Source organism: Bradyrhizobium sp. USDA 223 (assembly GCF_044909005.1).
GTDB classification, from domain to species: domain Bacteria; phylum Pseudomonadota; class Alphaproteobacteria; order Rhizobiales; family Xanthobacteraceae; genus Bradyrhizobium; species Bradyrhizobium yuanmingense.
Window position 1 is genome coordinate 4,851,539 of the sequence record NZ_JBIYDR010000001.1, and the last position, 26,965, is coordinate 4,878,503.

Here is a 26,965-nt window from a genome sequence, read left to right on the forward strand (position 1 = left end):
AGTCGTTAACGATTTGCCGCCCAGAATCCCCGCTGGGCCGAAGCAGTCGGCCTGAAGACAAGTGAGACGTGCGATGAGGAAGTTTGCGCTGGGGGACGTCGTCAACAGTGACAAGGGCCGCCGCGGTGTCGTCCGCGCCGCCTTCAAGTCGCGGGATGGCCAGCAGTTCTATGCCGTCGAGAAGGACGGCGCGATGGATTATCTGGAGGAAGACCGGCTCAGCCCGGCGCCGCGCGTCGAGCTCGCGGCTTAAATCCGATTCATCTCCTGCCCTCATTTGCGAGCCGGTCGAGGCGATCCGCGAACGGATCGTCACCGCTCGCGATGCCATCGTTCGTGATCAGCAGCAGGCGATCGCCGCTAGCTGCGTCCCAGCGTGGCAGGTCGGGACCATGTAGGTCGGGACCATTGGGATCGCCACTTCGGGCGAAGTTTATCCAATAGGCGCGCATGCGGCCTGCGACCTCGCGATCGCGCCGCGACAGGATGCCCGCACCGGGCACGCCTTCCGCACCGAAGATGAACTGCAGCTCGCGCCCGTGGCCGACGTCCGGATTGGCGCGCCTGGCCTCCGGCACATAGGCGAAGCGGTAGCGAAAGGTCGGCGCGCCGCCTGCCGCGTGCAGACGTGCCAGCAGCCGCACCGGCTCGGAAAAGACCTTGTCGGTGTAAATTCTTGCCGCGAGATCCGACGGTCTGGTGAGATCGGGATAGAGCTTGCGCAATTCGCCGCCGTCCGCGCCCGGCGGCGCAAGCTCCTCCTTGATCGCGGTCTCGTTCTCCGAGCCGGTCTCATCCTGGTTCGAGCCGACGATCAGGGGAATGCGGCTTTGGCGTCCGGCCGCAAAACCTGCGGCGAGGTCCTCGCTCACAAGACGTCCATCCATCATCGGTGCAAAGCTGCTTGGCGATGTCTCCAGCAATTGTTTCTCGGCGGCCAGCAGGCGCCGCGGCTCGACTGCACGCAGATCCATGTTCACCGAAAGCGCGGCCACGAACTCCCGGCCGATGGCCTCAGCCTCTTCTGCCGAGCGCAGCCGCGCGCGGCCGGGCACCGATTGCAGAATGGCCTTGTGGAAGAGATCGCGCGCTTGCGCGGACAACATCAGCAGCGCAATCGATGTCGCGCCTGCATCGCTGCCGAACAGCGTGACGTTATCAGGATCGCCGCCGAAGGCCGCGATGTTGTCGTGCACCCAGTGCAGCGCGGCGATCTGGTCCATCAGGCCGAAATTGCCGGAGCCGGCGTCCGACAGCGCGGGATGCGAGAGCCAGCCGAGCGCGCCGAGGCGATAATTCACGGTGACCACGATGAGGCCCGCCTGCGCCAGCTTGGCGCCATCGAATAGCGGATCGTTCGCGGTGCCCGTGACGAACGCGCCGCCAGGGATGAACACCATCACCGGTAACGGGCCGTCGACCCCGAAAGGACGAAACACGTTCAGCGTCAGGCAATCCTCGCTCGCCGCCGGCAGCGCCGGCTGAAGGCACGGCGCGCCGTATTCGTAAGCGGTGCGCATCTCCGAGCTTTCGGTCGTCGGCTGCGGCGGTTGCCAGCGCAGTGCCCCGACCGGCGGCGCCGCGTAAGCCAGGCCCTTGAACGAGGCCACCTCGCCTTCCACGGCACCGAGCATCTGCCCTTCACGGGTCAGCGCGAATGGAAACTGCCCGACCGGCTGGGCGGCGGCCGAACCGGCGCCACACAAGACTGCAATAGCCGCAACGAATGCAAGCAAGGCCCGCATCTTCGCAACCATCTCGATGAAGGGTTTCGGCAGGTTATGTCCAGAGCCGTCGGCAAGGCAAGCCTCGCGCCTTGAGCCTAACCGCCTTTGCCAATCAGCTCCGCGAGCGCGTGGCGCGCGACGATGCCGAGCTCGCCCAGCGTGGAGTGGCCCGCCCGTGCCGCCTCGATCAGGCGCTCGGCGATGAACCTGCGGCTGTCGTGATCGCCGCCATGCGGCAGTTGCCGGCACGTCTGCTCGAGGACGACGTCCATGTTCGCTCTGGTTCGCTCACTCAACTCTGTCATGACGCCCGGGCGGTACGCGTGGCTTGTAAGCGCAAGCATACACAGAAGGACGATGGCTGATTACCCCGGGCGATCACGGCCATTGTGCATCGCGGTGCGTGTGGTGCCGCAACCTTCGCGCGGTCACGAAGCCGCCGCAAACGACCACCCTAAGATTGCACTTGCTGTAATGACAAGCTGAGCCTGCGGCTATAGCCTGCCGCCAAAACAAGACATCCGGGAGGAATACCATGCCTGACGCAATGGTTGCCACACGTGCCTCCGATGAGCGCGGAACCGCTCAGCAGGTCGATGTTGCCGTGGTCGGCGCCGGATTTGCCGGCCTCTACCTTCTCTATCGCCTGCGCAAGGCGGGGTTCTCGGCAGTCGGGCTCGACGAGGCCGGCGATGTCGGCGGCACCTGGTACTGGAACCGCTATCCGGGCGCGCGCTGCGACATCCAGACCATCGACTACAGCTACACGTTCGATCCGGAGCTCGAGACCGCCTGGGCCTGGTCGGAGAAATACGCGACCCAGCCCGAGATCCTGCGCTATCTCGGCTTCGTCGCCGATCGCTACGATCTGCGCCGCGACATCCGTTTCAAGACCAAGGTCACCGAAGCCAGATGGGACGAAGCGTCCGAGCGCTGGCTCATCACCACGGACAATGGGCCACCCGTCTCCTGCCGCCATTACATCATGGCGACCGGTTGCCTCTCCGCGCCGAAGCCGCCGGAGATCGACGGCGTCAAGGACTTCAAGGGCGAGGTCTATTTCACCGGGCGCTGGCCGCATGACGGCGTCGATCTCACCGGAAAGCGCGTCGCCGTGATCGGCACGGGCTCCTCGGCGATCCAGTCGATCCCTGTGATCGCCGAGCAGGCTGCGCATCTGACGGTGTTCCAGCGCACACCGAATTTCGCTTTGCCGGCGCATAACGGCCCGGCGCCCGCGGACCGCATGAGCCTGCTGCAGAGCGACCGCGCGGCCTATCGCGAGCAGGCGCGGCAGTCGATGGCCGGCGTGCCCTACCCGCAGCAGACGGTCGTGAGTTGGCAATTGAGCGATGCCGAGCGCCGCGAGCGGTTCGAACGCGCCTGGGCCGCCGGCGACCTCGTCCACATCCTGACGCAGCTCTGGGCCGACCAGGCCGTCGACGTCGACGGCAACAAGATCGTCCAGGACCTGATCCGCGAAAAGATCCGCGTCGCCGTCAAGGATCCCGAGACCGCCGCGGCGCTGATGCCGGACGACCATCCTTTCGGCGCGAAACGCCCCTGCCTCGAGACCAATTATTACGCAACCTACAACCGGCCGAACGTCACGTTGGTCAATCTGCGCAAGGAGCCGATCAAGGCGATCACCGCGAGCGGCATCTCCACGAACGGTCGCAGCTTCGACGTCGACGTCATCGTCTTCGCAACCGGCTTCGACGCCATGACCGGCGCGATCCGTGCCGTGCATCCGATCACCGGGCGCGGTGGCAAGTCGCTGTCCGATGTCTGGGCGCAGGGACCGCAGACCTATCTCGGCCTCACGGTCGAGGACTTCCCGAACTTCTTCATGATTACCGGACCCGGAAGCCCGTCGGTGCTGTCAAACATGGCGGTGTCGATCGAGCAGCATGTCGACTGGGTGGTCGATCGCCTTGCATCGCTGCGCGATGCCGGCTTCACCACAATCGAGCCGACCGAGACGGCACAGGCCGGCTGGAACAGGCACATGGCCGACTGCTCGATGCTGACGCTGCACCGGCTCGCCAACACCTGGTACACCGGCGCCAACGTGCCGGGCAAGGTGCAGGGCCTGATGCCCTATACCGGCGGCGTCGGCCCTTATCGCAGCATCTGCGACGAGGTGGTCAGCCGCGGCATGCTCGGCTTCAAGCTCACCGGCCCCGATGGCGCCGCGCAATGCAATGACGGCGAGGTGGTGCGCCTGCAGCCGGACGTGCGGCTGGTGCTGAACCTGCTCGCCTCGCTCAACCTGCCGCCGATCGAGTCGATGGGCGCGCTCGGCGCCCGCGCCTTCGTCAACGAGTTCAACAAGGGCCGGCCTGCGGGGCGGCCGATCGGCGAGATCGTCGACGGCACCCTGCCTGTCGCCGACGGCGCGCTGCCCTACCGCGTCTACAAGCCGGCAACGCCGGGACCGCATCCGGTCGTGGTCTATTTCCACGGCGGCGGCTGGGTGCTCGGCGACGAGCAATCGGACGAGCCGTTTTGCCGCGACATGGTGCGGCGGACCGGCATGATGTTCGTCAGCGTCGGTTATCGCCACGCACCGGAGCATCGCTTCCCGACGGCTGCGGAAGACGGCTATGCGGCCGCGCGCTGGATCGCCGAGCACGCCGCCGAGCTCGGCGGCAGGCCGGGCCCGGTGCTGGTCGCCGGCTGGAGCGCCGGCGGCAACATCGCGGCCGTCACCTGCCAGCTCGCGCGCGACCGCGGCGGGCCAGCCATCGCCGGCCAGCTTCTGGTCTGCCCGGTCACCGACTGCAGCTTCGATCGGCCCTCCTACAACGAAAACGGGACCGCCTACTTCCTGACGCGCTCGCTGATGTACTGGTTCTGGGACCTCTATTGCTCGCCGGCGGACCGCACCGACCCGCGGGTCGCCCCGCTGCGCGGCAAGGTCGCCGGCCTGCCGCCGGCCCTCGTGGTCACCTGCGAGTTCGATCCCCTGCGCGACGAGGGCATCGCCTATGCCGAGGCGATGGCCGCTGCCGGCGTCCCCGTCGAGCAGCTCAAGGCGCGCGGCCACTTCCATTCGTCCTTTGCGATGGTGGACGTGGTGATCACAGGCGTGTCGGGCCGGGTGCAGATGGCGGAGGCCTTGCGGCGCTTTGCCGGGCTGCCGCCGGAGGTCCGCCGCGGCGAGAGCAACCAGGAGCATGACAGCCCCGGGCGCAGGATCGCGGCGGCCGCGAGCTGAGTGGCGACAGGCCGCCGGGAACCTTTTCCCGGCTGCCGCGTTGGCTGACCTGTGGCATTGAGATGCAGCGACAGGTGTATGGGCCCCGGCACGCGAGCACGTGTGCTGGGGTCGTGTTTTGCGTGAGGCAGGGCGATGGGGGACGTGGTCGGGGATTCAAAGGTCGATTTCGGCGCGCTTGCGGCGCTGCATAAATGGCCATCACTTGCCAATCAGCGCCAGCCTGACCGGGAGCCCTACCAGCTCATCGAAGGCACGCTCGACGATTGCATCTCGGCTTTCATGCAGAAGCCGGCGACGACCCGCCATCTCTACGAGATCCGCACCGTGGCGCAGCCGCCGCTCGTCACCGAAATCCTCTCCCCCGAACACGTCCTCGAGCTGTCGCGCTTGAGAGAATTTCTCTGACGCCCCTCACAAGCGCGCGAGCAGGAACCTTCTTCCGGTTCTTCCCGTTGTCAGGGATCAAAGCAATGACGTGAGCGCCTCGAGATGTTTGACGCCGGCGTATCATCACCGATCGTGCCTTACGGAGCGGACCAGACCCTGTTCGTAGTGATCGATCGCCGTGACGAGGCGACCGAAATCCGCATCGAGCGCAGCGATCTTGACACCACGATCGGCGAGCTCGTCGCCGGCTGCTTCAATGACCCGATCAAGGTGATCTCGTTCAACACGCTCGAGCACTGGATGAAGGATATCTCGTGCGACGTCGCCGGCGAGATCCGCGCACGGTGCGACATCTATGGAATAGAGCTCCCCGATTATCTCAGCGACTTCATCGAAAGCCATTCCCAAAGCGCGATGAAATGAAGCTCGCTTGCCGAAAGGACGGCTAGTTGCGGCGGTGCTTGCCGGCGATGACCTCGATCTCGCGGCGGCGTTCGCCCGCGAAGGTCAGCAGCTTTTCGATCGTCAGCGTATCCGTGATCCGTTTGGCGAGCCGCTCGGCGCGCGCAGCCTGATCTTCGAGATGCTGGATCGTGTTCAAGCGCCGCCTCCCCCAAAGTCCCCAATTGTGCGGGCAGCCATGGTGCTTGAGAAGCCGCTAACAGCCGGTTAAGCGCGCCGCATCGGTCGCGACGCGTGGCGCCCTATTGCACGACCTCGAGCCTGACATTGGTGATGCCCTTGTCGACCATGCCGAGCGCCTCGGCGGCGGAAGGCGAGATGTCGACCACGCGTCCGCGCACGAAGGGCCCGCGATCGTTGACCCTGACCGTAACGAAACGGCCGGAGGAGGTCTCGGTAACGCGCAGCTTGGTGCCGAACGGCAGGGTGGGATGCGCCGCGGTCAATTCGTTCTTATCGAACTTCTCGCCGCTCGCGGTCTGCGTATCCGAATAGAAGCTGGCGATGCCGTGCGACGCGATCTGCTTTGCGTCACGGTCGGGGACGCGCGCCCGGCTGATCGGGCGTGGATGCAGCGCGGCCACCCTGTGCGGGCGCTCCACCGCGGCTTGCCGGGTAGTTCCGGCGAGATCGGCTTTCTGACGGCCGACCGGCGATTGCGAGCAGGCGGCGAGCGATGCGGCCCCAAGGATTGCGACCAACAACCGGCTCGAGCTCGCCAGCGACATCCGGGCAGTTTCGGCACTTGCAATGCGAGACATGATGCGCCCTCCCAACCCCAAGTTTCGGTGGGCAATGAGGGCAGAACCTTGTCGGAACAAAAGCGGCTCTGGGGCCGCCTTCGTTTCGCGCCAGCTGTGGCGATTCCACCACAGTGACCTGTTCAGAATCGGGACAGATCGGCCCCCTTTAGGCGCGATGAAATGAGGCTTGATCGCGCAACGACCGAGGTCCGCTCCCTCTCCCGCTTGCGGGAGAGGGTTGGGGAGCGGGTGTGCTTCCGCAATGGGACAATCTTCCCAAGAGGAGAAAGCCCTCTCCCGGCGCTTCGCGCCGACCTCTCCCGCAAGCGGGAGAGGTGAACGAGCCGCGGCAATACCAAAAGCTTGGCGAGCGCCCAACCAGATCAACCGTCGGCCTGGTCCCTCAGTACTTCGGCTCGTACATCTGCGACTGGACCAGGGCCTTCACGTCGTTGGGCGCGGGTCCGTCGGCGAGCGCGCGTTGATAGGCCACATCCGCAACCGCCGCCGCGATGCGCACGGAGACCTCGCGGATGCGCGGCAGTGCCGGATAGAGGCTGCCCTGAGCGAGGTCCTCCTTGCCGACGCAATCGGCGAGCGCGTGGGCCGCCGCCATGAACATCTCGTCGGTCACGAGGCGCGAGCGGCTGGCGATGACGCCGAGGCCGACGCCCGGGAAGATGTAGGAATTGTTGCCCTGGCGCGGCACGAAGCTGCGGCCGTTGAGCTTGACCGGATCATACGGACTGCCGCAGGCGAACAGCGCGCGTCCCTCCGTGTAACGATAGGCATCCTCCGCCGAGCACTCGGCTTTCGAGGTCGGGTTGGAGAGCGCGAACACGATCGGCTGCTCGTTGAGCTCGGCCATCGCCTTGAGCACGTCGGGCGTGAAGGCGCCGCCGACCGCGGCGACGCCGATGATCGCCGTCGGCTTCAGCGTCTTGATCGCGGTGAGGAAGTCGGCGATCGGCGCCTGACCGGCATGGGCATAGCGGAGCTTATGGCCAGAAAGGCCTTCACGGCCGCTGACGACGAGACCGCGGGAATCCACCAGCCAGTTGCGGCGAAGCGCGTCCGCCTCGGACGCGCCTTCCGCCATCATGGCGGAGACCACGAGATCGGCGATGCCGGTCGCCGCCTCGCCCGCCCCGAGGAACAGGATCTTCTGATCCTTCAGCTTGCCGCCCGAGATGCGCAGGGCCGAGAACAGGCCGGCGAGCGCCACCGCCGCGGTGCCCTGGATGTCGTCGTTGAAGACGCAGGCCTCGTCGCGATATTTGTGCAGCAGCTTGAACGCCGAATGATTGGCGAAGTCCTCGAACTGGATCAGCACGCCCGGAAACGTCTTTCGCGCGGCCTGCATGAACTCGTCGACGAAGCTGTCATAGGCCTCGCCCGTCAGCCGCCGCTCGCGCAGGCCGAGATAATAGGGATCGTTCAACAGCTCTTCGTTGTTGGTGCCGACATCAAGCACGATCGGCAAGCACGCTTCCGGATGCACGCCGGCGCAGGCCGAATAGAGCGAGAGCTTGCCGACGGGGATACCCATCCCGTTGGCACCGAGATCGCCAAGTCCCAAAATGCGCTCGCCGTCGGTGACGACGATCAACCTGGCCTGGTAGGGCCAGTTCTTCAGAATCTCCGCGATCTGGCCGCGGTCGCGCGAGGAGATGAACATGCCGCGCGGCCGCTGGAAGATCAGGCCGTATTTCTGGCAGGCAAGCCCGACCGTCGGGGTGTAGATGATCGGCTGGATCTCGTCGATATTGTCAACGACGACGCGGAAGAACAGCGCCTCGTTGCGGTCATGCAGCGCATTCAGGGCAACGTATTTTTCCAGGTCCGTCGGCAGCGTGCGCAGATTGGTGAGCACACGCTGAGCCTGCGTCTCCATCGTCAGCACGCAGGGCGGCAACAGGCCGCGCAAGCCGAGTGCGGCGCGCTCTGCTTCCGTGAAGGCCGTGCCCTTGTTGAGCAGGGGGTCGCGCAGCAGCGTCATGCCGTGCGCGATCTCGGATGATGTCGAATGGGCGCTGACCCGAGCAGGTCTATTCACGATTCCCCCAAGGAGTTTCTTATTGAACCGCGGCCATTGTCGGCCAGCGTTCAGTCGAGATCAAGGACGTAGCGACTCCGGCCGCGATCGTGATCTCGCACCGCAGCAGATTTTTGCAAACGCCTGGCACTTGCGCGCGAAAGGTTAACACGCCAAGGCTTTTGCTCCCATGATGAGGTATTGGGATCGGCGCGTCCTCTCTACCACCGTCATTCCGGGGCGCGCGTCAGCGCGAACCCGGAATCCATCGCGCAACGATCTCCGCCGCCGAATGGATTCTTTGCGACCGGTTGCGCCGGGGAATGGCGAGAGCCCTCGAGAGCCTTCAGGGACGAGGACGCATGATGCGGCGCGTCTATCCCGCCGCCCGCCGGGGCGTCAGATTGGCAGCGCTGTCTGCCGGCGGCGCGATGTGCATCAGGATGGTCTGCCCCGACGATGCGACCTCGATGCCGTTCTGCTGAAAGCGCAGCTTCATGCGGCGGTTGAATTCGCGCTGGACCGGCCAGCGGCCGGCCTCGGTGCAGCGGATCTGCCCGACGATCGACACCATCGCGCCGTCGACCTTGTCGACGCCCCACAGCTCGAGGTCGCCGCGGATGAGCGCGCGGAAATCCGCTTCACGGCGCATCTCGTCGACGATGTCCTTGAGGATCTGGCCGGCGCGGTCGGTGTCTTCCTTGTAGGCGACGTTGACGCTAACCGAGGCGTTGCCGGCGCCGCGGCTGGCATTGGTGATGGTCGTGACCGCGCTGAACGGCACGATGTGCACGGCGCCGTCGCCCGCGCGCAGGCGGATGGTGCGGATCGAGACGTTCTCGACGACGCCCGACAGCCCGGACACGCTGACGGTGTCGCCGACCTGCACCGTATTCTCCAGCAGCAGGAACAGGCCGGTGATGAGATCCTGCACCAGCTTCTGCGAGCCGAAGCCGATCGCAATGCCGACGATGCCGGCGCCCGCGAGCAGCGGGGCGACGTTGACGCCGATCTCGCTCAGCGCCGTGAGGCCGACGATTGTCGCGATCAGGCAGAGCAGCGCGGTGCGCAGCATCGGCTGGAAGGTGCGCAACCGCGCGGCGCGGGCATAGTGCCCGTCCCGCGACAGCGTATTGATCTGGCGGTCCAGCAGCGCATTGCTGGCTTCCCAGATCGCTGCAGCGATGAGTACGGCGAGGCCGATGGTCACCACGGCCGAGATCAGCCGGCTGCCGATCTGGCCGCCATAGAACCAGACGATCGCGTCCACGCCCCAGACCTCGAGCACCGCCACGAAACCGATGAAGGCGATCACGCCGGATACGATCCTGCGGAGCAGCGGCAGATAGCGGTTGGCACGGATCTCGAGGCCGGGAAAGCGCTGGAGGATTTCCGGCTTGATGCGGAAGCCGCGGTCGATCAGGCTCAGCGTCAGCATGATGACGACACGCGTGACCAGCGCCACCGCGATGGTGCCGACGAAATATTGCAGCAGCAGCGAATAGCCGTTGCGGATGTTGAGCGCCCACACCGCCCAGAGCGCGAGGTCGAGGGCGATGGCAAGATAGTGCCAGCCGCCGGCGATGCGGTTGCGCAAACGAGCCGCGATCCCCTGCCGCTCGGCCGGCGCGCGGATGGCATCGGCGACCTGGCGGCGGCATTGCAGGATGATGACGGCGATGAAGAGGTGCACGACCAGCATCACCATGCGCAGCAGCGCGGCGTAGCCGGCGCGGTGCAGGCCGAGCAGCAACGCCACATTGGCAAAGGCGATGCCGGAGATGCCGACGCCGACGATGCGGCGCGCCCAGATCTCGACATAGGCGGCGGTCTCCGCGCGCACCGGAAACAAGCCGAACGGCCCCGCCAGAGCCCGAACCAGGCAGATGAGCCCGCGCGAGAACGCATAGGCGTTGACGACGGCGAGGATCACGAGGCGGACGGTTGTCGGTTCTCCAATCTCCGTCCCGAGCAGCGCGGTGGCGACGCCGACGAAGATGAGCACGGGAAGCAGCTCGAGTACGAAACGCCCGAACACGAAGGGCAGGCGCAGCATGATCTGCCAGACCCGCGCAAGGCTGTGGCGTCGCTCCTGCATTTCAGGTGCAGGCGTAACGTCGGCGACTGATGATGGCGGATCGGCAAGCGGCAACGCGGGTGCCGGCAGGCGCGCGGTTTGCGGCACGCGTCCCTCCAGGAACGCGACCGGCCGGCGGATCAGGCGGAAGATCACCCATTCGGCCGAGAGGGCGCAGCCGAGCACCAGCGCCAGCTTCCAGGCGATCTCGATCAGAAGATTGTAAGCCGCGGGATCGTTCGCGGTGCGCACGATCCAGTAGTAGAACGCGGGAAAGTGCGTGAGCGTCCGCGCGATGCCGGCGATCTCACGCGAGATTTCGCCGATCTCCTCCGAGACCGTGAGCATGAGCTGCGCTCCGAGGCCGTCGGCCGAAAGCGGGATCGGCGAATTCGGCTGCGGCCCGGCCTGTTGCGGACCAGACGCGTTGGCGATCGCACGGAGCGTATCGATCATCTGCGCGCGCTTCTTGTCGTCCTGAAGCGTGTCCAACGCACGCCTGGCTTCGTCAGGCGATAGCGCCGCGGCACCGTTCGCGGCTGGCGCATCGGCGCGGGCGCAGGAGAGAGAAGAGATCGCAAGGAAAAGAGCGGCGAGAAGCGCCGGGACAAGCTTTTGCGACACGCAGATTCCCTGGAAAAGTGAATGTGCTCGCAGGTAGCGTGGCCGCCACCGCCGAAGCACATCCGTCATGTCGGATCGGCGCTATTCGCCCCCAGCCTGTGTCGGAAGTTGGCCTTTGGGACGACATTCTCTTGGCATTTGCCGCAGCGCAGGATCGGGAGCTGATGTCCCGTCAGCGCGCACAAAGACCGTTTGCGGATCAGACAACAGGATTAAGACGAGCGGGGTGTCAAAAAAAAGCGGTGCGGCGGCCTTCACGGCCATCCGACACGATCAAAATACAGCGCCGGGAAGGTAGGGGCTTTGCCTCACTGATGCAGCCCGCTAAACCTTGTCCCGGCGTGCCGTTCGCGGTTTGCGCCGCTATGCGATAGTCCGAACGAGCTCCATCGCAATTAACGCGGCTGGATTTGCGGAGGTGGTGTCATAGACCTCCCCTTGCTCATGAGGTGGACGTTGCGCGTCGCTTGTTGGCGACCAGGGGCATGGTCCCCCTGCGACACAAAACTGTCAAGCAGGATCAATGATCTGACGATCACATTTGACGGCCCGAGTTCCGCTGTGCAAATCGCTTCCGCGCGAAGTGAGGGATTTCCGAAGGCAGCCGGCATGGTGACATCATGCCCCTGTTTTGCCCGACGATGCAAACGAATTTCGTGAAATCCGCATCGCGGATGATAGGACCCGATAAGCCATTGATACCGCTATTCCTGGCTACTGTGCATGGGGTTGTTTTCGCACTTTTGGTCGATGGCCACCCGGCCAACTAGAGAAACATCTCCGCGAGGTCGACCGTCGAGGCCTTCCCGATCTGGTCGAAGTTTCGCGCCAGCCAGTTGCGCGCCGCCGCGCGGCCCTCATCGCGCAGGCGGCACAACAGGCTCCATTCGGGGTGGAACTGCGTGGCCGTGCCGAGCTGCGACATCAGCGCGTCGTTGCCGATCCAATGCATGTACATGCGGCTATGCTTGTTGCTGTCGAGCTCGCCATCGTCGATCAGCCGGGTGGCGAAAGCGACCGCGCGCATCTCGCGCATCAAGGACGAATTGAAGCTGATCTCGTTGATTCGGTGCAGGACATCGGCGGCACTGGCCGGCAGCTCGTCGCGCCGGATCGCCGTCACCTGCACGATGACGACGTCGTGGCTGCCCTTGCGGTAGATCAACGGATAGATCGCGGGATTGCCGAGATAGCCGCCGTCCCAGTAATGCTCGCCATCGATCTCGACGGCCTGGAAATAGGGCGGCAGGCAGGCCGAGGCGAGCACGGTTTCCGCCGTCAGCAGCGGGCTCTGGAATACCTTGATCTTGCCGGTGCGGACGTTGGTGGCGTTGAGAAACAGCTGCGGCGCCTCGGGCGAGGAATTGAGCCGGTCGAAATCGATCACGCGCTGCAGCAGCGCGCGGAGCGGATTGAACTGAAAGGGATTGAGCAGGTTGGGCGGCAGCGTGTGCGTCAGCGTGTGGATGAATGCGTGGACCGGATGATATTCCGGCGGCAGCTTCAGGGCCTGAATCCACTGGTTCAGCGGCGACATCAGGTCGTATGCCATGTCCATGCGCGAGACTTCGTACCAGAATGCGTGCAGGCTCTCCCGCGCGGCCTCCGCGCCTCCATGCGCCATGCCGGAGGCCATCGCCACCGCATTCATGGCGCCGGCACTGGTCGCGCTGATCGCCTCGATCGCGAGCCTGCCGTCCTCGAGCACCTGGTCGAGCACGCCCCACACGAAAGCGCCGTGCGCGCCGCCGCCCTGGAGCGCGAAGTTGACGTTCTTGCAGTTCGTGGTCCCGCTGGCTGTCACTTTGCTTGCTTCCTGCCGCCCGTCCCTTCTCTCTCCAGAGCCTTGCGCACCTGCTTGAACTCCTCAAGCGAGGCCTTGTCGGCGCGGGGGAAGCGCAGGTCGAGCTTTTCCAGCTCGGCATTGATCACCGAGCCGATCACGACGCGGGCGAACCATTTGTGGTCGGCGGGCACGACATACCAGGGCGCATGGGACGTCGCCGTGTGCCGGACGATGTCCTGGTAGACCGCCTGGTAGCGCGGCCACAGCGCACGCTCCCTGATGTCGTCCATGGAGAACTTCCACTGCTTGGCCGGATCGTCCAGCCGCGCGAGGAAGCGCTCGCGCTGCTCTTCCTTGGAGAGGTTGAGGAAGAACTTCAGCACCACGGTGCCGTTGCGGCAGAGATAGCGCTCGAAGGCGGAGATGTCCTCGAACCGCTCCTTCCAGATGTTCTTGGTGACGAGCTTCGGCGGCAGCTTCTGCTTGGCGAGAATCTCGGGATGCACGCGCGTCACCAGGCATTCCTCGTAGTGCGATCGGTTGAAGATGCCGATATGGCCGCGCTCGGGCAGCGCGACCGCATGACGCCAGAGGAAGTCGTGGTCGAGCTCCTTGCTGCTCGGCGCCTTGAAGGCCGTGACCTCGCAGCCCTGCGGATTGATGCCCTCGAAGATCGCCTTGATCGCAGAATCCTTGCCGCCGGCGTCCATCGCCTGGAATACGATCAGGAGCGACCAGCGATCCTGCGCGTAGAGCTTCTCCTGAAACGCGATCAGCCGCTTCTTGTTGGCGTCGAGGATCGCGAGCGCCTTCTCCTTGTCGAGATCGCCCCTCTCGTCGGTCTTGTGGTCCTTGAGGTGAAACTTGCCCGAGCCATCGTAGCGAAACGGCGTGATGTAGCGGTCAAGCTCCTGGGCGAGCGACTTGGACGGCTTTTTGCTCATGAGCGCGGGGCACCTTGCGTTGCAACTTCAATCGGTCGAGCAAGCTACCAAGGATGCCCTTGGGAAGGAATATGATGAAAAGCACGAGCAGCACGCCGTAAACGAGATTATCCCAGCCGACCGCCTTGGTGCCGAAACCGATGCGTAGCGTTTCCGCCAGCAGGATGGTGATGATGGCGCCGACGGTCGGGCCGAGCGAGACGAACAGCCCGCCGACGATCGCGGCGAACACCATCTGCAGCGAGACCGCGATGCCGCTGACGGTGTCGGGCGTGATGAACATCTGGTACTGGCAGTAGATCGCGCCCGCCAGAGCCGTCATCAACGCGCTGAGCAGCGTGATCTTCAGCTTCTCGGCGGTGACGTCGACACCGGCCGCGGCGGCGGCGTCCTCGTCCTCGGAGATCGCCTCCAGCGCATAACGCGCCATGCTGCGGTCGACCCAGTGCCAGACCACGATGCCGAACAGCCACACCGCAAGCGCGATCAGGTACCAGGTGGTCTTGTCGTCGAATTGCAGCGCCAGCAGCCTGTTGCCGGACGCGCGGTTCGGGGTGTAGCCGAGCGAGCCGCCGGTATAGTCGCGCGTCGCGGTGATGACCTGGAGCACGATGCCTGACAGCGCCAGCGTCACCAGCACGAAATAATGCCCGGTGATACGAAAGCGAAAGCAGGGATAGCCGACGATCATCGCCAGCGCACCGGCCGCCGCCATGCTGATGGGAATGCCGATCCAGGGCGACAATCCTGCGTGATTCCACAACAGCGCGGTGCCGTAAGCGCCGATCCCCATGAAGCCGCCATGGCCGAGCGACACGAGGCCGAACCTCCCCATCATCGACCAGGACGTATAGGCGAACGACCAGATCAGGATCAGCACCAGGATGTGCAGATGATAGGGATCGCGATAGACGAAGGGCAGCGCGACCAGCGCCGCCAGCCCCACGCCCCATGCAGCAAGCCGCCCCTGCCCCATCATCGGCGCCTCGCAAGCAGGCCCGCGGGCCGGATGAACATCATGACGATGAAGAACGCGAAGGCCAGCACATAGCCCCATTCGAGGTCGGAGAACAGGCCCCCGAGCGAGATGATCTCGGCGAACACGAAGGCGGCGATGAAGCCGCCGATGAAATTGCCGAGGCCGCCGAGCACGCAGATCAGGAAGGTGATCGGCCCGAAGGACAGGCCGACGAAGGGATGCACGTCGTATTGCAGCACCAGGAGGCAGGCCGCGAGGCCGGCGAGCGCGCCGCCGAGCGCCGACGTGATCAGGTAGATCCGCTTGGTATCGACGCCCATCAGCGCCATGATCTGCCGGTCCTGCGAGATGGCGCGGATCGCAGTGCCGGTGAAGGTGCGCGTCATGAACAGATAGACCGCGACCATGCCGACCAGCGCGGCGACGAACGAAAGCAGTCGTGCGTAGCTGAAATTCATGTCGCCGAAGGCGAGCACCGGCAAGCGGATGCCGAGATTGCGGAAGTCGATGCCGAAGGCAACCGTGGCAAAGCTCTGCAGCACGAACAGCACCCCGCCGGTCGCGAGCAGCTGGTTGATCGGTGGTGCGGTCAGCAGCGGCGCGATGACGAGGTAGTGCAGCGCCGCACCAAGCACGGCGACCAGCAGGATAGTGAGCGGGGCAGCGACGAAATAGCTGACGCCATAATACTGCACCATGAAATACATGCCGTACATGCCGATCATGACGAGCTCGGCGTAGCAGATCCAGGTCACGTCGATGACACCGAAGATCAGGTTGAGCCCGAGCGCGAGCAGCGCCAGCACGCCGCCGAGCAGGATGCCGTTGATGACGGCCTCCAGCAGGTAGATGTCGAATACGTCCAGGAACGCCTGCATGCCCATCACACCCCGAGATAAGCTTCCTTGACCGTGTCGCTCGCCAGCATCTCGGCCGAGGTGCCGGACGTGCGGATCGTGCCCGCCTCGATCAGATAGGCGCGGTCGACCACCTTCAGCACCTGCTGCACGTTCTGCTCGACGATCAGCACCGTCAGCCCGCTGGCGCGGATCCGCTTCACCAGCTCGAACACCTGCTGCACCACCACCGGCGCGAGCCCCGCCGAGGGTTCGTCGAGCAGCAACAGTTTCGGATTGGACATCATCGCGCGGCCGATGGCGCACATCTGTTGCTCGCCGCCGGACATGGTGCCGGCCATCTGGTGACGGCGTTCCTTCAGGCGGGGGAACAGGTCGAACACGACTTCGAGGCGCTCGGCGTAGCGGTCCCGCGCCTCCTTCATGAAGGCGCCCATCTTGAGATTGTCGTCGACCGTGAGCTGCGGAAACAGCCGCCGGTTCTCCGGCACATGCGCAATGCCGAGGCTGACGATCTTGTGCGACGGTGTCGCGATGAGGTCGACGCCCTCCATCCTGATCGATCCGCGCGAGGGGCGGATCAGGCCGGAGATGACGCGCATCAAGGTGGTCTTGCCGGCGCCGTTCGGGCCGATGACGCCGACGGCTTCGCCGGCCTTCACGTCGAGGTTGACGTCGAACAGTGCCTGGAAGGTGCCATAGCCGGCATTGAGGCCGCGAAGCTCCAGCATCACCTAGCCTCCCGCGCGGCGGCGCGCTTCGGCGGCCGCGGCCTGCGTGGTCTCGGCGTCGGTGCCGAGATAGACCTCGATGACGCGCGGATCGCCGGCGACCGCGCTCGGCAGGCCTTCCGAGATCTTCTCGCCGTGATCGAGCACCATGACGCGGTCGACGACGCGCATCAGGACGCCCATGATGTGCTCGACCCAGATGATGGTGATGCCGAGCTCGTCGCGGATGTTGCGCAGCATGTCCGCAGCCTGGTCCATCTCGGTCTCGTCGAGACCGCCGAGGCTCTCGTCGGCGAGCAACAGCTTTGGCGCGGTGGCGAGCGCCTTCGCCAGCTCGAGCTTCTTCAGCCCCGCCGCGCCGAGCCCATCGACGCTGGCATGGCGGTCGGTCGGCAGGCCGACCATCGCCAGCGACCGCTCGGCCGCCTCCTCCGCCTTGGCGCGGCTGTGGCGGCCCTGGCCGTAGAAGCCGGCAAGCGCGACGTTCTCGAAAATGCTGAGGCGGCGGAACGGCCGCGGGATCTGGAAGGTCCGCCCGATGCCGCTGTTGATGATCCGGTGCGGCGCAAGGCCCGCAATCTCGTGCCCGGCGAATAGGATCGATCCGGAGGTCGGCGCCAGCGTGCCGGACAGCATGTTGAAGATCGTGCTCTTGCCCGAGCCGTTGGGACCGATCAGGCCGAGGATCTCGCCCTGATCGACCCGGAACGAGACGTTGTTCACGGCGGTGAAGCCGCCAAACCGCTTCACCAATCCGCTGACTTCCAACACCGCAGAACCCCGCTATTGGTTGCTGTAGGTGGTGCCCTTAGGCAGCGGCAGCACGGCCTCGCGCTGCGCCTGGCTCTTGGGCCACACCACATAGGACTTGTCGTCGACGTATTGGATCACGACCGGGAACGAGCGCTCGTTCTGGCCGGCCATTGGCGAGCCCTCGCCGTGGAATTTGACACCGAAGCCGAGCATGGTGCCGCCTTCGGGTATGTCGGTGTCCAGTGCTGCCTTGCGCAGGGAATCGGGATCTACACCGCCATATTTCTTGATCGCTCGCGGCAGCACGTCGTTCAGGAACAAATAAGTGTTGGACGCAGCCATGCCGACATGGGCCGAACGGATGGCGACACCCGGCTTGCGCTTGTCGAACTCCTCGCCGACCGCCTTGATGATCGGCGGCAGCTTCGGATCCATGCTCTTCTGGTTGGCGAGCCAGATCGAGATCGGATCGGTGTTGAAGACATAGTTTACGTCGGCGCCCAGGCCTTCCTTCAGCTTCTCATAGACCCCGTAGCCGGCGCCATGTCCTACCAGTGCGCCGAACTTCAGCCCCTGTTCGCGGGCTTGCCGAAGCAACAGGGTGATGTCGGGATTATAGCCGGTATGGAACACCACATCCGGCTTGGCCCGCTTCAGCTTGGTGACCAGCGCAGACAGATCCGGGGCCGTCGCCGAATAGCCCTCTCTGAGCACGATGTTGAAACCGGCCTTCTTGGCACCGGCCTCGTTGCCTTTGGCAACGTCGACGCCGTAGGCGCCGTCCTCGTGGATGATGGCGACCCGCAGGTCCTTCGGGTCCTTGCCCAGCTTTTCCTTGGTGTTCTGCGCGATGAAGTCCATCGTCATCATGCCGAACTGGTCGCCGGAGGCCTGCGGGCGAAACACGTATTTGTAGTTCTTGTTCTCCAGCACCGCCGACGAAATGCAGGTCGTGATCCACATGAACTTCTTCAGCTGCTCGACGCGCGCTGCCACCGGCACGCATTGCGCCGAGGAGAAGAAGCCGAGCAGCATGTCGACCTTTTCCTGCTCGATCAAACGGATCGCTTCATTGATGGCGATATCCGGCTTGCTCTGAGCATCGGCATAGATCGCCTCGATCTTGTAGCCTTCGACGTCTTTCGTGCTGTACTGATCCAGCATGATCCTCGCGCCGGTGTACTGCAGCTCCGAACCGCCGCCGGCGAGCGGGCCGGTGAGATCGTAGATGACGCCGATCCTGAGCTTTTTCTCTTGAGCCTTGTCTTGGGCCGCGGCAGACACCGCCAAGCCCGTCGCTGATATCGCGACCAACAGCCCACGTACCAAGCGGGCAGCCATGCGCAGGCGCATCAAAACCTCCCTGGACGATTTGTGCATTGCATTCTTGGTGCAATTCTTCGGCCCATCACATGGGCTGCGCGCGGCGATGTCAAGCCTCGCGCATCAGCGCGCTGCGAACTGCTGCTCGACGAAGGCCGTGACAAATCGCGGCATGGACGGCCTGAGATCGCTGGTCCCGCGCACGAGGTGAATGGCGGACAGCTCCGGCTCGGTCTCGCGCGCAAGGTTGGCTTCGATCCGGGCGCGAGCCACATCGCCCGGCATGCCCAGGTTGATGACCTGCAACATCGCGATCGTGGGGCCCGTGACCACGCAATGCCAGCCCGGCTCGATCCGATAGTCGGCCGCGGTCAGGCCGGTCTCCTCGCCGAGTTCGCGGACGACACTGCCGGGAATATCGAGCGCGCCGTCGCTGACATCGTCGAGATCAGGCGTTCCCGAAGGGAAGTAAATGCGGCCAGCATTGGCGGTGTGGGGCGCCATCTCGCCCATGATGAAAGCGCCGTCGGAGGCGCGCAGCGCGCCCATGCCGAAGCCGTTGAACACGGCCTTGTCGGGAAAGCCCCAGTCGCGCCAGGCGAGGAAGCTTGCGAAATCCGTCTCGAAATAGGTCGCCGTCAGGTGACCGTCGTTGAACACGGCGTCACGCCCGAGCAGGACGCGGCCGTTCCAGATTTTCGGCCGCTCGCGCTGCTTCTCGGCGAAATGCGCCGCGATCTCGGCGCGCCGTTCCTCGGCGAACGGCCACACGATCGGCCGCACCGCAAGATCGAGCGTCGCGACGCGATGTATGACCGGTGACGTCATGACGCCTGATACCACGCCATGGCGTCGGCTATTTGGCGCTCCCCGTTGTCTTCTTGGCCTGCTCGACGAATTTGTTGGTGAAGGTCTTGCTGACGTCGATCTTGGCGTTCGCCACCTCGGGCGAGCCGACGCTGAACACTGCAAGCACGGCGTCGGCGCCCTTCGGGTCCATCTTGCCGGTCTCGGAATACATCGGGATCGTATTCCTCAGCGCGGCGAGATAGAGGTCCTTGTTCTTGCCGACGGTCTGCTCGGGCATCTTCGCCATGATTTCCTCCGGCGTATGCGAATGGATCCAGGCGAGCGTGGCGAGGATCGCATTGGTGAGCGCCTGCGCCTCCTTCTCATGGCCGTTGATCCAGGCCACGGTCGAATACAGCGCGCCGCCCGGATATTCGCCGCCGAACGTCTCCAGCGTATCCTTCTGGGTACGGGTGTCCGAGAGGATACGCAGATCCTTGTGGCTGCCCTGCAGCACGGTCACGGACGGATCGAGCATCACCGCCGCGTCGATCTGGCCCTGCTCCATTGCGGCCACCGCAGTGGCGCCGAGGCCCACCCCGATCACGGCGACGCTGGTGGGATCGAGCCCGTTCTTCTTGAGCATGTATTTCAGGAAGAAGTCGGTGGAGGAGCCGGGCGCACTGACGCCGACCTTCTTGCCGGCGAGATCCTTGACCGACTTGATGTCGTTGGTCCGCGATGGCGCGACCACCAGGACGAGGCCGGGATAGCGGTCATAGACCACGAAGGATTGCAGCTCCTGCTTCTTGGCGGCGAGATTGACGCAATGGTCGAAATAGCCGGAGACCACGTCGGCGCTGCCGCCGAGCACGGCTTTGAGCGCATCCGAGCCGCCCTTGAGGTCGACGAGCTCGACACTGACGCCGGCCTTCTCGTATTCGCCGAGCTGCTTGGCCAGTACGGTCGGCAGATAGCACAGGCAGGAGCCGCCGCCGACCGCGATGGTGACCTTGCTTTGCGCCGCGGCAAGCGAGGTGGTGAGCGTCAGCGCGAGCAGCGCGCCGGCGAGCCTGGCAATCGTGTTCTTCATTGGTTTCCTCCGTTCGGCCGGCGGCACCATAGAGCAGCGGGACTGGCTTGAGAAGCTCCGCCTGAGCGGGCTGGCCATCAGCCCCTCGGCGCAACAGCATGCCCAACACACATCCGCGATCGCATCGACGCGATCAAATAGACCCTGCTTCCTACCCCCGCCCGTCCGACGCAGCCGGCCGCCACACCAGGAGGCGCCGCTCCACCAAGGTGACGCCGAAATCGATCAGGATGACGAAGGCCGACAGCACGAACATGCCGGCGAACACGCCGGCGACATCGAAGATGCCCTCGGCCTGCTGGATCAGATAGCCGAGCCCGGCCGCCGATCCCAGATATTCGCCGACCACCGCGCCGACCACGGCGAAGCCGACGGAGGTATGAAGCGACGAGAACATCCACGACAGCGCCGACGGCCAATAGACATGCTGCATCAGCTGCCGCTCGCTCATGCCGAGCATGCGGCCGTTGTCGAGCACGGTCCGGCTGACCTCCTTGACGCCCTGATAGACGTTGAAGAAGACGATGAAGAACACCAGGGTGACGCCGAGCGCGACCTTGGACCAGATGCCGAGCCCGAGCCACAGCGCGAAGATCGGCGCCAGCACGACACGCGGCAGGGCGTTGACCATCTTCACATAGGGGTCGAACACCGCGGCGACCAGCGGCTGGCGCGCGAACCAGAAGCCGACCAGGACGCCGCCGAGCGATCCGATCACGAAGGCGAGGATCGATTCCGCGAGCGTGACGCCGAGGTGCTTCCAGATCATGCCGGAGGCGAACCATTTCACGATCTGGCTGAACACGTCGAGCGGGTTGGAAAAGAAGAACGGCGGCAGCAGGATCTTGCCGAACACGGGAACGGTCGACAGCACCTGCCACAGCACCAGGCCGACGACAGCGACCAGGACCTGCAGCGCAAACAGCGTCGTGCGTGACATCAGACCACCTCCGCCGCCTGGGTGGACTGTGCGTACCCCTTCATCACCTCGTCCTTGAGCACGCTCCAGATCTCGCGATGGAGCGCATGGAATTCCTTGTCGAGGCGCACCTCGAAGATGTCGCGCGGGCGGGCCAGGCCGACGCGCCAGTCACCGATGATGCGCGAGGACGGCCCCGCCGACATGATCACGACGCGGTCGGCGAGCGCGATGGCCTCTTCGAGATCGTGGGTGACGAACAGCACGGCCTTGCGGTCGGCACTCCACAAGTCGAGCAGCAGATTGCCCATGACCTGGCGCGTCTGCGCATCGAGCGGCCCGAACGGCTCGTCCATCAACAGGATCTTCGGATCGCGGATCAGCACCTGCGCCAGCGCCACGCGCTTGCGCTGGCCGCCGGAAAGCATGTGCGGATAGCGGTTCGCGAAGGCGCCGAGGCCGACGGCGGTCAGCCATTTCTGCGCCTGCGACAAGGCCTCCGCGCGCGGCGTGCCCTTGACCTCGAGTCCGATCGCGACATTGTCGAGCGCGGTCTTCCAGGGGAACAACGCGTCGGCCTGGAACAAATAGCCGGCATCCCGATTCAGCCCCGCCAATGGCTGGTCGAAAATCCTGACGCTGCCCGCGGCGGGCTTGAGCAGGCCCGCCGCGACGTTGAGCAGCGTCGATTTCCCGCAGCCGGTCGGGCCGACGATGGCCACGAACTCGCCCTGCGCGACCGCAAGATGCGCGTTCTCCACCGCCGTATAGACCCGGCCGTCCCCCAGCCGGAATGCCACCCTGGTATCTTCCAGCGCCACTGCCGTGGGCGTCGTCATGTGCTTCCTCCGAACTCAGGCCGATGCCTTAGCCGCTCGTGCGGCCAAGTTCAATCGAGGCGCCGGGCGTGCTACGCATGGCGTGCTGCCGCGCTCTTACCCTCCCCTGGAGGGGGAGGGTCGGCTCACATGAGCGCAGCGAAATGTGAGACGGGGTGGGGTGACAGTCTCTCCACAGAGGCAGTGCCCGCGTGGACAGAGCACCCCACCCCGCTCGCGCTGCGCGCGATCGACCCTCCCCCTCCAGGGGAGGATAAGAGAAAAGAGAGCTCACCTGCGATGTCTTCCAAGCTGGCGATCAGCTACCAGCACGTCACCAAGCTCTTCGGCTCCCTTGCAGCCGTCGATAACGTGTCGCTCGACATCGCCGAGGGTGAGTTTGTGGCCGTCGTCGGCGGCTCGGGCTCGGGCAAGACCACGCTGCTGCGGCTCGCCAACCGGCTGATCGAGGCCGATAGCGGCACCATCACCGTTGAAGGCGAGGACGTGCGGAATGTCGATCCGGTCGCGCTTCGGCGCCGGGTCGGCTACGTCTTCCAGAGCGGCGGGCTGTTTCCGCATCTGAGCGTCGCCGACAATATCGGCATCACGCCGAAGCTGCTCGGCGAGCCGGCTGCGGCCGTTGCAGGCCGCGTCGACGAGCTGCTGGAGCTGGTGCAGCTCGACCGCGCATCGCATCGCGACCGGCTGCCCGAGGCGCTCTCCGGCGGCGAGCGCCAGCGCGTCGGTGTGGCGCGGGCGCTCGCGGCAAGGCCCCGCATCGTGCTGATGGACGAACCGTTCGGCGCGCTCGATCCCCTCACCCGCGATGCGCTCGGTGACGATTATCGCGCGCTGCACCGCAAGCTCGGCCTGACCACCGTGATGATCACCCATGACATGACCGAGGCGATCCTGCTCGCCGATCGCATCGCAGTGATGCGCGGGGGACGATTGCTCGCACGGGGTACGGCTGCGGAGCTCTCGAGCAGCAGCGACGATTACGTGCTCGAGCTGTTGCGTACCCCGCGCCGCCAGGTCGAGCGGCTGAACGCGTTGCTGCCGATGGGCGGTGCGGCATGAGCCTCTTCACCGATCCGCGCTGGGGCGAGGCGCTGTCGCATCTGCCTGATTACCTCGGCAACCATGTGCGGGTGAGCCTCGCCGCCCTCGCGCTTGGCCTCGCCGTGAGCTTGCCGCTGGCGATCCTGACGCGCAATCGTCCGGCGCCACGCGGCATCCTGCTCGCGTTGGCCAGCATCGTGCAGACCGTACCCGGGCTGGCGCTGCTCGCGCTGTTCTATCCGCTGCTGCTGCTGGCTGCTTCCGTCACGCTGGCCTGGTTCGGAATATCCTTTTCGGCGTTCGGCTTCCTGCCGGCGATGCTGGCACTGGCGCTCTATTCGATGCTGCCGGTGCTGCGCAACGGCATCACCGGCCTCAACGGCATCGATCCCGCGCTGATCGAGGCTGCCGAGGGCGTCGGCATGACCGCGCGGCAATCGCTGCTGATCGTCGAGCTGCCGCTCGCGCTGCCGGTGATGATGGCCGGCATCCGCACCGCGGCGGTGTGGGTGATCGGCACCGCGACGCTGTCGACGCCGATCGGGCAGACCAGTCTCGGCAATTACATCTTCGCCGGCCTCCAGACCCAGAACTGGGTATTCGTGCTGTTCGGCTGCGTGGCTTCCGCCCTGCTCGCGCTCGCAGTCGACCAGTTGCTCGGCCTGATCGAGAGCGGCCTGCGCCGCCGCAGCCGCGCACGCAGCGGCCTCGGGGCGCTCGGAATCGCGGCGCTGGTTGCAGCAACGCTAGTGCCGACCATGGGGCGCTCGTCGTCAGGCTACGTGGTCGGCGCCAAAACCTTCGCGGAGCAATATGTGCTGTCGGCGTTGATGAGGGATCGCCTCCAGGCCGCCGGTCTGTCCGCGACGGCGCGCTCCGGCCTCGGCTCCAGCGTGATCTTCGGGGCGCTGAAGGCCGGCGACATCGATCTCTATGTCGATTATTCCGGTACGCTCTGGGCCAACCAGCTGCATCGCACCGACATCAAGCCCCGCGCAGAACTGGTCGCGGAATTGAAGACGGCGCTCGCCAAGGACAACATCACCCTGCTCGGCGAGCTCGGCTTCGAGAACGCCTATGCGCTGGTGATGCCAAGACGACGCGCCGATGCGCTCGGCATCCGAACCGTCGCCGATCTCGCCGCACATGCGGCCACGCTGTCGATTGCCGGCGACTACGAGTTCTTCTCGCGCCCCGAATGGGCTGCGCTGCAAAAGGCATATGGGCTGCAGTTCCGCGTCCAGCGCCAGATGCAGCCCGACTTCATGTATGCGGCCGTGGCCAGCAGCGAGGTCGACGTCATCGCTGGCTACACCAGCGACGGCTTGATCGCCAAATACGAGCTCACAGCGCTCGACGATCCCAAACGCGCGATCCCGCCCTACGACGCCATCCTGCTGCTTGCGCCGAAGCGCGCCGGTGACGCGCGACTGCAGGCGGCGCTCAAGCCATTGCTCGGCAAGATCGACATCGCCACCATGCGCGAGGCGAACCTGCGCGCCAGCGGCAATGATGCGAATTCATCACCGGATGCGGTGGCGAAGTGGCTGTGGGAGAAGGTGGGCGGGCGATAAGGTGAGATTTCGTAGGGTGGGCAAAGGCGCGTAAGCGCCGTGCCGACGGTCTTTGCGTGTGAGAGGTGGTGGGCACGCTTCAGCCTTCGCTCTCCGAGCTACGGCGGACAAGTCGCTTTGCCCACCCTACGGGTTCTCAGGTTGACGGTAAGGGCTACAGCCCCCGGATCATCCCCGCGTCGATCAGCAGCCGATTCAGCCGCCGCGCCTCGGCGCCATCCTTGCACCCGTAGAAGATGCCTTTGCAGCGGAGCATGATCTCCTTCTGCTCGGCAAAGGACGGATCGAGCGGGATGCCGGCGGCTTCCTGAACCACCAGCGGCAGATAGGGACCGTCAATCGTGTCCATCACGGCCTGGCTTCCGACCGGTTCGAAATTGATGGCGTCGATGGCGTAATAGGTCGCGTAGAGGCGCGGATCGTAGGCGTCGAGCTTCTTGCCGATGGCGCCCTCGTCGAGCCCGGGCTCGAGGATAGCAGCCGCAAACTCCGGCTGATGATCGCCGTAGCGAACGATCAGGAATGGCTCGCCGGGAAAGGTCTTCTTCAAACCGGCAACGAACGCCTTGTACTGCTCTGCGCTCATGGTCTGGCGGCGCAGATATTCATCGATGGACGGCATATTGCCCGGCGCGCGCCAATTCGGCAGCAGATCGGGACGGAAGCGGGTCTCCCAGGGGAAGTGGTTGGCACCGAGATAGATGAAGGCGAACAGCGGCTTGTTCGGCGGCTGCTGGCCGATCAGCTGAAGCGCCTTGTCGTAGAAGAAGCTGTCGGGCTCGACATCCTTGGCGCCGAGATCCTTGGAATCGAGGAAGCGCTCGATTCCCGTCGTCATCTGGAAGCTGCGCGCGCCCATGAAGCCGCCATGGGCGGGATAAAGTGACAGCGTGTCATAGCCGCAGCGGCGCAACGCCAGCGGCAGGCCGCGCTCGACCCGGTTCGAGGCGATGCGCGTGACGAAATAGGCGAAGCGGCCGAATGAACGCGAGGAAAGCCCTGCGAGCACGTTATACTCGGTGAACCAGCTCGGCCCGCCATTGCTCTCGGCGAGGAACGTGCGCTGCTTGCCGTCCCACGATTTGAAATAGTCGCCATAGCGCGGCGGCACCTTGATGCCCTGGGCGGCGCGGATGTCGAAGCTCGATTCATCATGGATCATGATGATGTTGGGGCGGCGGCCCGCCGGATGGCAGGCATCGACCAGCGGCATGTTGAGCCGCTCGCCGGTCGAAGCAGACGCCTCCATGAAGCCGTATTGCGCAAAGTCGGAGACGGCCGTGACGCCCGAGCGGAAGAATTTCGAGAGATAGCCGTCGTCGTAATAGCCGCGCCAGGCCTCGTCCGGGTGATAGAGCGAATAGCTGACCAGGGCGGCAAGGCAGGCGAGCTTGCAGGCGAGCGCCGGCAGGCGGCGGATGCGGAACGGATCGAGCCACCACAGCGCATACATCAGCGGCAGCGTGACGAGACCGGCCAGGATCACCGACCAGCGCAAATTCGGGAAGATCGTGAAAAGGAACGCGACGGTGTCGCGGTCGATCATCATCAGGTCGATGAAATTGACCGTCATCTGCACGACGTCGTGCTTGAGCCGCGACAGCAGCACCAGCACGACGACCATCGTCAGCGACAGCGCGCCCGACAGCGCGGGGCGACGCAGCAGCGTGATCCAGAAGAAATTAAGGATTCCCCAGGCCAGTGCGAAGGTCAGACGCGAGCCGAAATCGGTCTCGGTCTCGTACATCAGCGCGAGAGCCGCCAGATGCGGCGCTGCAACCGCGAGCAGCCGCCAGATGCCGAGCGCGGCGACGCTCGCCAGCACGGCCGTCGTGGCAGAAGGACCTGGATTGGGCGCGGACGCCATCGACGACACGCAACTTCTGGTCCGGCGCGGTGATGCCAAGCCTGGCTGGCCGACTTAAAAACAGCCAGGGCGTCCGGAGCAGCCGGAAGCCTGCACCGTGTCATAAAACTGTAACGGAATGGTCAAGGAGAGGCAACGCGCGGCGCGGTCCGACCTTCGCTTAATGTTAGCGGGCTGCGCCGTACGGCA

Annotated in this window: 24 protein-coding genes; 6 read left to right on the forward strand and 18 right to left on the reverse strand. The window is 65.0% G+C overall.

All coding sequences use genetic code 11. The features are described from left to right. The first annotated feature begins 73 nt into the window (after window positions 1-73). Window positions 74-253: a hypothetical protein gene (locus tag ABIA40_RS22585; protein ID WP_036006694.1), complete on the forward strand. Its 180-nt coding sequence runs from the start codon at window positions 74-76 to the stop codon at window positions 251-253. A gap of 7 nt (window positions 254-260) precedes the next feature. Here ABIA40_RS22585 and ABIA40_RS22590 read toward each other — a convergent pair whose 3' ends face one another. Both ABIA40_RS22590 and ABIA40_RS22595 read right to left on the reverse strand, forming a co-directional pair. After that, complete coding sequence (locus ABIA40_RS22590) at window positions 261-1,745, reverse strand: carboxylesterase/lipase family protein (protein ID WP_404543303.1); 1,485 nt, start codon at window positions 1,743-1,745, stop codon at window positions 261-263. Between the two features lie 77 nt (window positions 1,746-1,822). Next, a complete protein-coding gene (locus ABIA40_RS22595) occupies window positions 1,823-2,071 on the reverse strand; it encodes a hypothetical protein (protein ID WP_036025032.1) in 249 nt (82 codons plus the stop codon). 191 nt (window positions 2,072-2,262) lie between these two features. Between ABIA40_RS22595 and ABIA40_RS22600 the strand changes: the two genes are divergently transcribed. The 3 genes from ABIA40_RS22600 to ABIA40_RS22610 all read left to right on the forward strand — a co-directional run bounded on the left by ABIA40_RS22600 (window position 2,263) and on the right by ABIA40_RS22610 (window position 5,760). Continuing rightward, window positions 2,263-4,947 (forward strand): alpha/beta hydrolase fold domain-containing protein, encoded by a 2,685-nt coding sequence (locus tag ABIA40_RS22600; RefSeq protein ID WP_404543304.1) that lies wholly within the window; start codon window positions 2,263-2,265, stop codon window positions 4,945-4,947. Window positions 4,948-5,082: 135 nt separating this feature from the next. After that, entirely contained in the window at window positions 5,083-5,355 is a 273-nt protein-coding gene (locus ABIA40_RS22605) for a hypothetical protein (RefSeq protein WP_271543725.1), read from the forward strand. Window positions 5,356-5,439: 84 nt separating this feature from the next. Beyond that, window positions 5,440-5,760 carry a hypothetical protein gene (locus tag ABIA40_RS22610; protein WP_404543305.1) on the forward strand — a complete coding sequence of 107 codons (321 nt, stop codon included), beginning with the start codon at window positions 5,440-5,442 and terminating at the stop codon, window positions 5,758-5,760. Between the two features lie 22 nt (window positions 5,761-5,782). On the opposite strand, the gene ABIA40_RS22615 is transcribed toward ABIA40_RS22610, so the two are convergent. From ABIA40_RS22615 to ABIA40_RS22685, 15 genes are all read right to left on the reverse strand, one after another. Beyond that, window positions 5,783-5,938, reverse strand: coding sequence for a hypothetical protein (locus ABIA40_RS22615; protein WP_172787410.1), 156 nt, complete (start codon window positions 5,936-5,938; stop codon window positions 5,783-5,785). 103 nt (window positions 5,939-6,041) lie between these two features. Beyond that, window positions 6,042-6,560 (reverse strand): septal ring lytic transglycosylase RlpA family protein, encoded by a 519-nt coding sequence (locus ABIA40_RS22620; RefSeq protein WP_404543306.1) that lies wholly within the window; start codon window positions 6,558-6,560, stop codon window positions 6,042-6,044. Window positions 6,561-6,945: 385 nt separating this feature from the next. Next, entirely contained in the window at window positions 6,946-8,598 is a 1,653-nt protein-coding gene (locus tag ABIA40_RS22625; protein WP_338122691.1) for an NAD-dependent malic enzyme, read from the reverse strand. A 355-nt stretch (window positions 8,599-8,953) separates the two neighbouring features. Then, the gene (locus tag ABIA40_RS22630; RefSeq protein WP_271543717.1) at window positions 8,954-11,278 is read right to left on the reverse strand and encodes a mechanosensitive ion channel domain-containing protein; all 2,325 of its coding nucleotides are present in this window, start codon (window positions 11,276-11,278) and stop codon (window positions 8,954-8,956) included. A 766-nt stretch (window positions 11,279-12,044) separates the two neighbouring features. After that, on the reverse strand, window positions 12,045-13,082 hold the full coding sequence (locus ABIA40_RS22635; protein WP_338122693.1) for a patatin-like phospholipase family protein: 1,038 nt from the start codon (window positions 13,080-13,082) through the stop codon (window positions 12,045-12,047). Then, entirely contained in the window at window positions 13,079-14,008 is a 930-nt protein-coding gene (locus tag ABIA40_RS22640; protein ID WP_404543307.1) for a polyphosphate kinase 2 family protein, read from the reverse strand. The genes ABIA40_RS22635 and ABIA40_RS22640 overlap by 4 nt, the downstream gene beginning before the upstream one ends. After that, window positions 13,968-14,987 (reverse strand): branched-chain amino acid ABC transporter permease, encoded by a 1,020-nt coding sequence (locus ABIA40_RS22645; RefSeq protein ID WP_404543308.1) that lies wholly within the window; start codon window positions 14,985-14,987, stop codon window positions 13,968-13,970. The genes ABIA40_RS22640 and ABIA40_RS22645 overlap by 41 nt, the downstream gene beginning before the upstream one ends. Further along, window positions 14,984-15,865: a branched-chain amino acid ABC transporter permease gene (locus tag ABIA40_RS22650; protein ID WP_036006719.1), complete on the reverse strand. Its 882-nt coding sequence runs from the start codon at window positions 15,863-15,865 to the stop codon at window positions 14,984-14,986. The genes ABIA40_RS22645 and ABIA40_RS22650 overlap by 4 nt, the downstream gene beginning before the upstream one ends. 5 nt (window positions 15,866-15,870) lie before the next feature. After that, entirely contained in the window at window positions 15,871-16,575 is a 705-nt protein-coding gene (locus tag ABIA40_RS22655) for an ABC transporter ATP-binding protein (protein ID WP_404543309.1), read from the reverse strand. A gap of 3 nt (window positions 16,576-16,578) precedes the next feature. Continuing rightward, complete coding sequence (locus ABIA40_RS22660) at window positions 16,579-17,346, reverse strand: ABC transporter ATP-binding protein (RefSeq protein ID WP_404543310.1); 768 nt, start codon at window positions 17,344-17,346, stop codon at window positions 16,579-16,581. 12 nt (window positions 17,347-17,358) lie between these two features. Further along, the gene (locus ABIA40_RS22665) at window positions 17,359-18,681 is read right to left on the reverse strand and encodes an ABC transporter substrate-binding protein (RefSeq protein WP_404543311.1); all 1,323 of its coding nucleotides are present in this window, start codon (window positions 18,679-18,681) and stop codon (window positions 17,359-17,361) included. A gap of 93 nt (window positions 18,682-18,774) precedes the next feature. Further along, on the reverse strand, window positions 18,775-19,479 hold the full coding sequence (locus ABIA40_RS22670) for an NUDIX hydrolase (RefSeq protein ID WP_157284702.1): 705 nt from the start codon (window positions 19,477-19,479) through the stop codon (window positions 18,775-18,777). Between the two features lie 28 nt (window positions 19,480-19,507). Further along, the gene (locus ABIA40_RS22675) at window positions 19,508-20,533 is read right to left on the reverse strand and encodes an ABC transporter substrate-binding protein (protein ID WP_404543313.1); all 1,026 of its coding nucleotides are present in this window, start codon (window positions 20,531-20,533) and stop codon (window positions 19,508-19,510) included. Window positions 20,534-20,684: 151 nt separating this feature from the next. After that, on the reverse strand, window positions 20,685-21,473 hold the full coding sequence (locus ABIA40_RS22680; RefSeq protein ID WP_275508455.1) for an ABC transporter permease: 789 nt from the start codon (window positions 21,471-21,473) through the stop codon (window positions 20,685-20,687). Beyond that, window positions 21,473-22,291: an ABC transporter ATP-binding protein gene (locus ABIA40_RS22685; protein ID WP_157284705.1), complete on the reverse strand. Its 819-nt coding sequence runs from the start codon at window positions 22,289-22,291 to the stop codon at window positions 21,473-21,475. Before ABIA40_RS22685 ends, ABIA40_RS22680 begins: the two co-directional genes overlap by 1 nt. A gap of 279 nt (window positions 22,292-22,570) precedes the next feature. Here ABIA40_RS22685 and ABIA40_RS22690 point away from each other — a divergent pair, with 279 nt between their 5' ends. Next, window positions 22,571-23,353 (forward strand): ATP-binding cassette domain-containing protein, encoded by a 783-nt coding sequence (locus ABIA40_RS22690; protein WP_404543314.1) that lies wholly within the window; start codon window positions 22,571-22,573, stop codon window positions 23,351-23,353. After that, complete coding sequence (locus tag ABIA40_RS22695; protein ID WP_404543316.1) at window positions 23,350-24,909, forward strand: ABC transporter permease/substrate-binding protein; 1,560 nt, start codon at window positions 23,350-23,352, stop codon at window positions 24,907-24,909. Before ABIA40_RS22690 ends, ABIA40_RS22695 begins: the two co-directional genes overlap by 4 nt. 154 nt (window positions 24,910-25,063) lie before the next feature. Here ABIA40_RS22695 and ABIA40_RS22700 read toward each other — a convergent pair whose 3' ends face one another. Beyond that, window positions 25,064-26,776, reverse strand: a complete 1,713-nt coding sequence (locus ABIA40_RS22700) for a sulfatase-like hydrolase/transferase (protein WP_157284708.1) — start codon at window positions 26,774-26,776, stop codon at window positions 25,064-25,066. Window positions 26,777-26,965 lie beyond the last annotated feature (189 nt).

What these genes read in the sequence shown, in the direction of transcription:
- ABIA40_RS22585 (WP_036006694.1), top strand. Translation starts at nt 74, where the DNA reads ATGAGGAAGTTTGCGCTGGGGGACGTCGTCAACAGTGACAAGGGCCGC.
- ABIA40_RS22590 (WP_404543303.1), bottom strand. Translation starts at nt 1,745, where the DNA reads ATGCGGGCCTTGCTTGCATTCGTTGCGGCTATTGCAGTCTTGTGTGGC.
- ABIA40_RS22595 (WP_036025032.1), bottom strand. Translation starts at nt 2,071, where the DNA reads ATGCTTGCGCTTACAAGCCACGCGTACCGCCCGGGCGTCATGACAGAG.
- ABIA40_RS22600 (WP_404543304.1), top strand. Translation starts at nt 2,263, where the DNA reads ATGCCTGACGCAATGGTTGCCACACGTGCCTCCGATGAGCGCGGAACC.
- ABIA40_RS22605 (WP_271543725.1), top strand. Translation starts at nt 5,083, where the DNA reads ATGGGGGACGTGGTCGGGGATTCAAAGGTCGATTTCGGCGCGCTTGCG.
- ABIA40_RS22610 (WP_404543305.1), top strand. Translation starts at nt 5,440, where the DNA reads ATGTTTGACGCCGGCGTATCATCACCGATCGTGCCTTACGGAGCGGAC.
- ABIA40_RS22620 (WP_404543306.1), bottom strand. Translation starts at nt 6,560, where the DNA reads ATGTCTCGCATTGCAAGTGCCGAAACTGCCCGGATGTCGCTGGCGAGC.
- ABIA40_RS22640 (WP_404543307.1), bottom strand. Translation starts at nt 14,008, where the DNA reads ATGAGCAAAAAGCCGTCCAAGTCGCTCGCCCAGGAGCTTGACCGCTAC.
- ABIA40_RS22645 (WP_404543308.1), bottom strand. Translation starts at nt 14,987, where the DNA reads ATGATGGGGCAGGGGCGGCTTGCTGCATGGGGCGTGGGGCTGGCGGCG.
- ABIA40_RS22650 (WP_036006719.1), bottom strand. Translation starts at nt 15,865, where the DNA reads ATGCAGGCGTTCCTGGACGTATTCGACATCTACCTGCTGGAGGCCGTC.
- ABIA40_RS22655 (WP_404543309.1), bottom strand. Translation starts at nt 16,575, where the DNA reads ATGCTGGAGCTTCGCGGCCTCAATGCCGGCTATGGCACCTTCCAGGCA.
- ABIA40_RS22665 (WP_404543311.1), bottom strand. Translation starts at nt 18,681, where the DNA reads ATGCGCCTGCGCATGGCTGCCCGCTTGGTACGTGGGCTGTTGGTCGCG.
- ABIA40_RS22670 (WP_157284702.1), bottom strand. Translation starts at nt 19,479, where the DNA reads ATGACGTCACCGGTCATACATCGCGTCGCGACGCTCGATCTTGCGGTG.
- ABIA40_RS22675 (WP_404543313.1), bottom strand. Translation starts at nt 20,533, where the DNA reads ATGAAGAACACGATTGCCAGGCTCGCCGGCGCGCTGCTCGCGCTGACG.
- ABIA40_RS22680 (WP_275508455.1), bottom strand. Translation starts at nt 21,473, where the DNA reads ATGTCACGCACGACGCTGTTTGCGCTGCAGGTCCTGGTCGCTGTCGTC.
- ABIA40_RS22685 (WP_157284705.1), bottom strand. Translation starts at nt 22,291, where the DNA reads ATGACGACGCCCACGGCAGTGGCGCTGGAAGATACCAGGGTGGCATTC.
- ABIA40_RS22690 (WP_404543314.1), top strand. Translation starts at nt 22,571, where the DNA reads ATGTCTTCCAAGCTGGCGATCAGCTACCAGCACGTCACCAAGCTCTTC.
- ABIA40_RS22695 (WP_404543316.1), top strand. Translation starts at nt 23,350, where the DNA reads ATGAGCCTCTTCACCGATCCGCGCTGGGGCGAGGCGCTGTCGCATCTG.
- ABIA40_RS22700 (WP_157284708.1), bottom strand. Translation starts at nt 26,776, where the DNA reads ATGGCGTCCGCGCCCAATCCAGGTCCTTCTGCCACGACGGCCGTGCTG.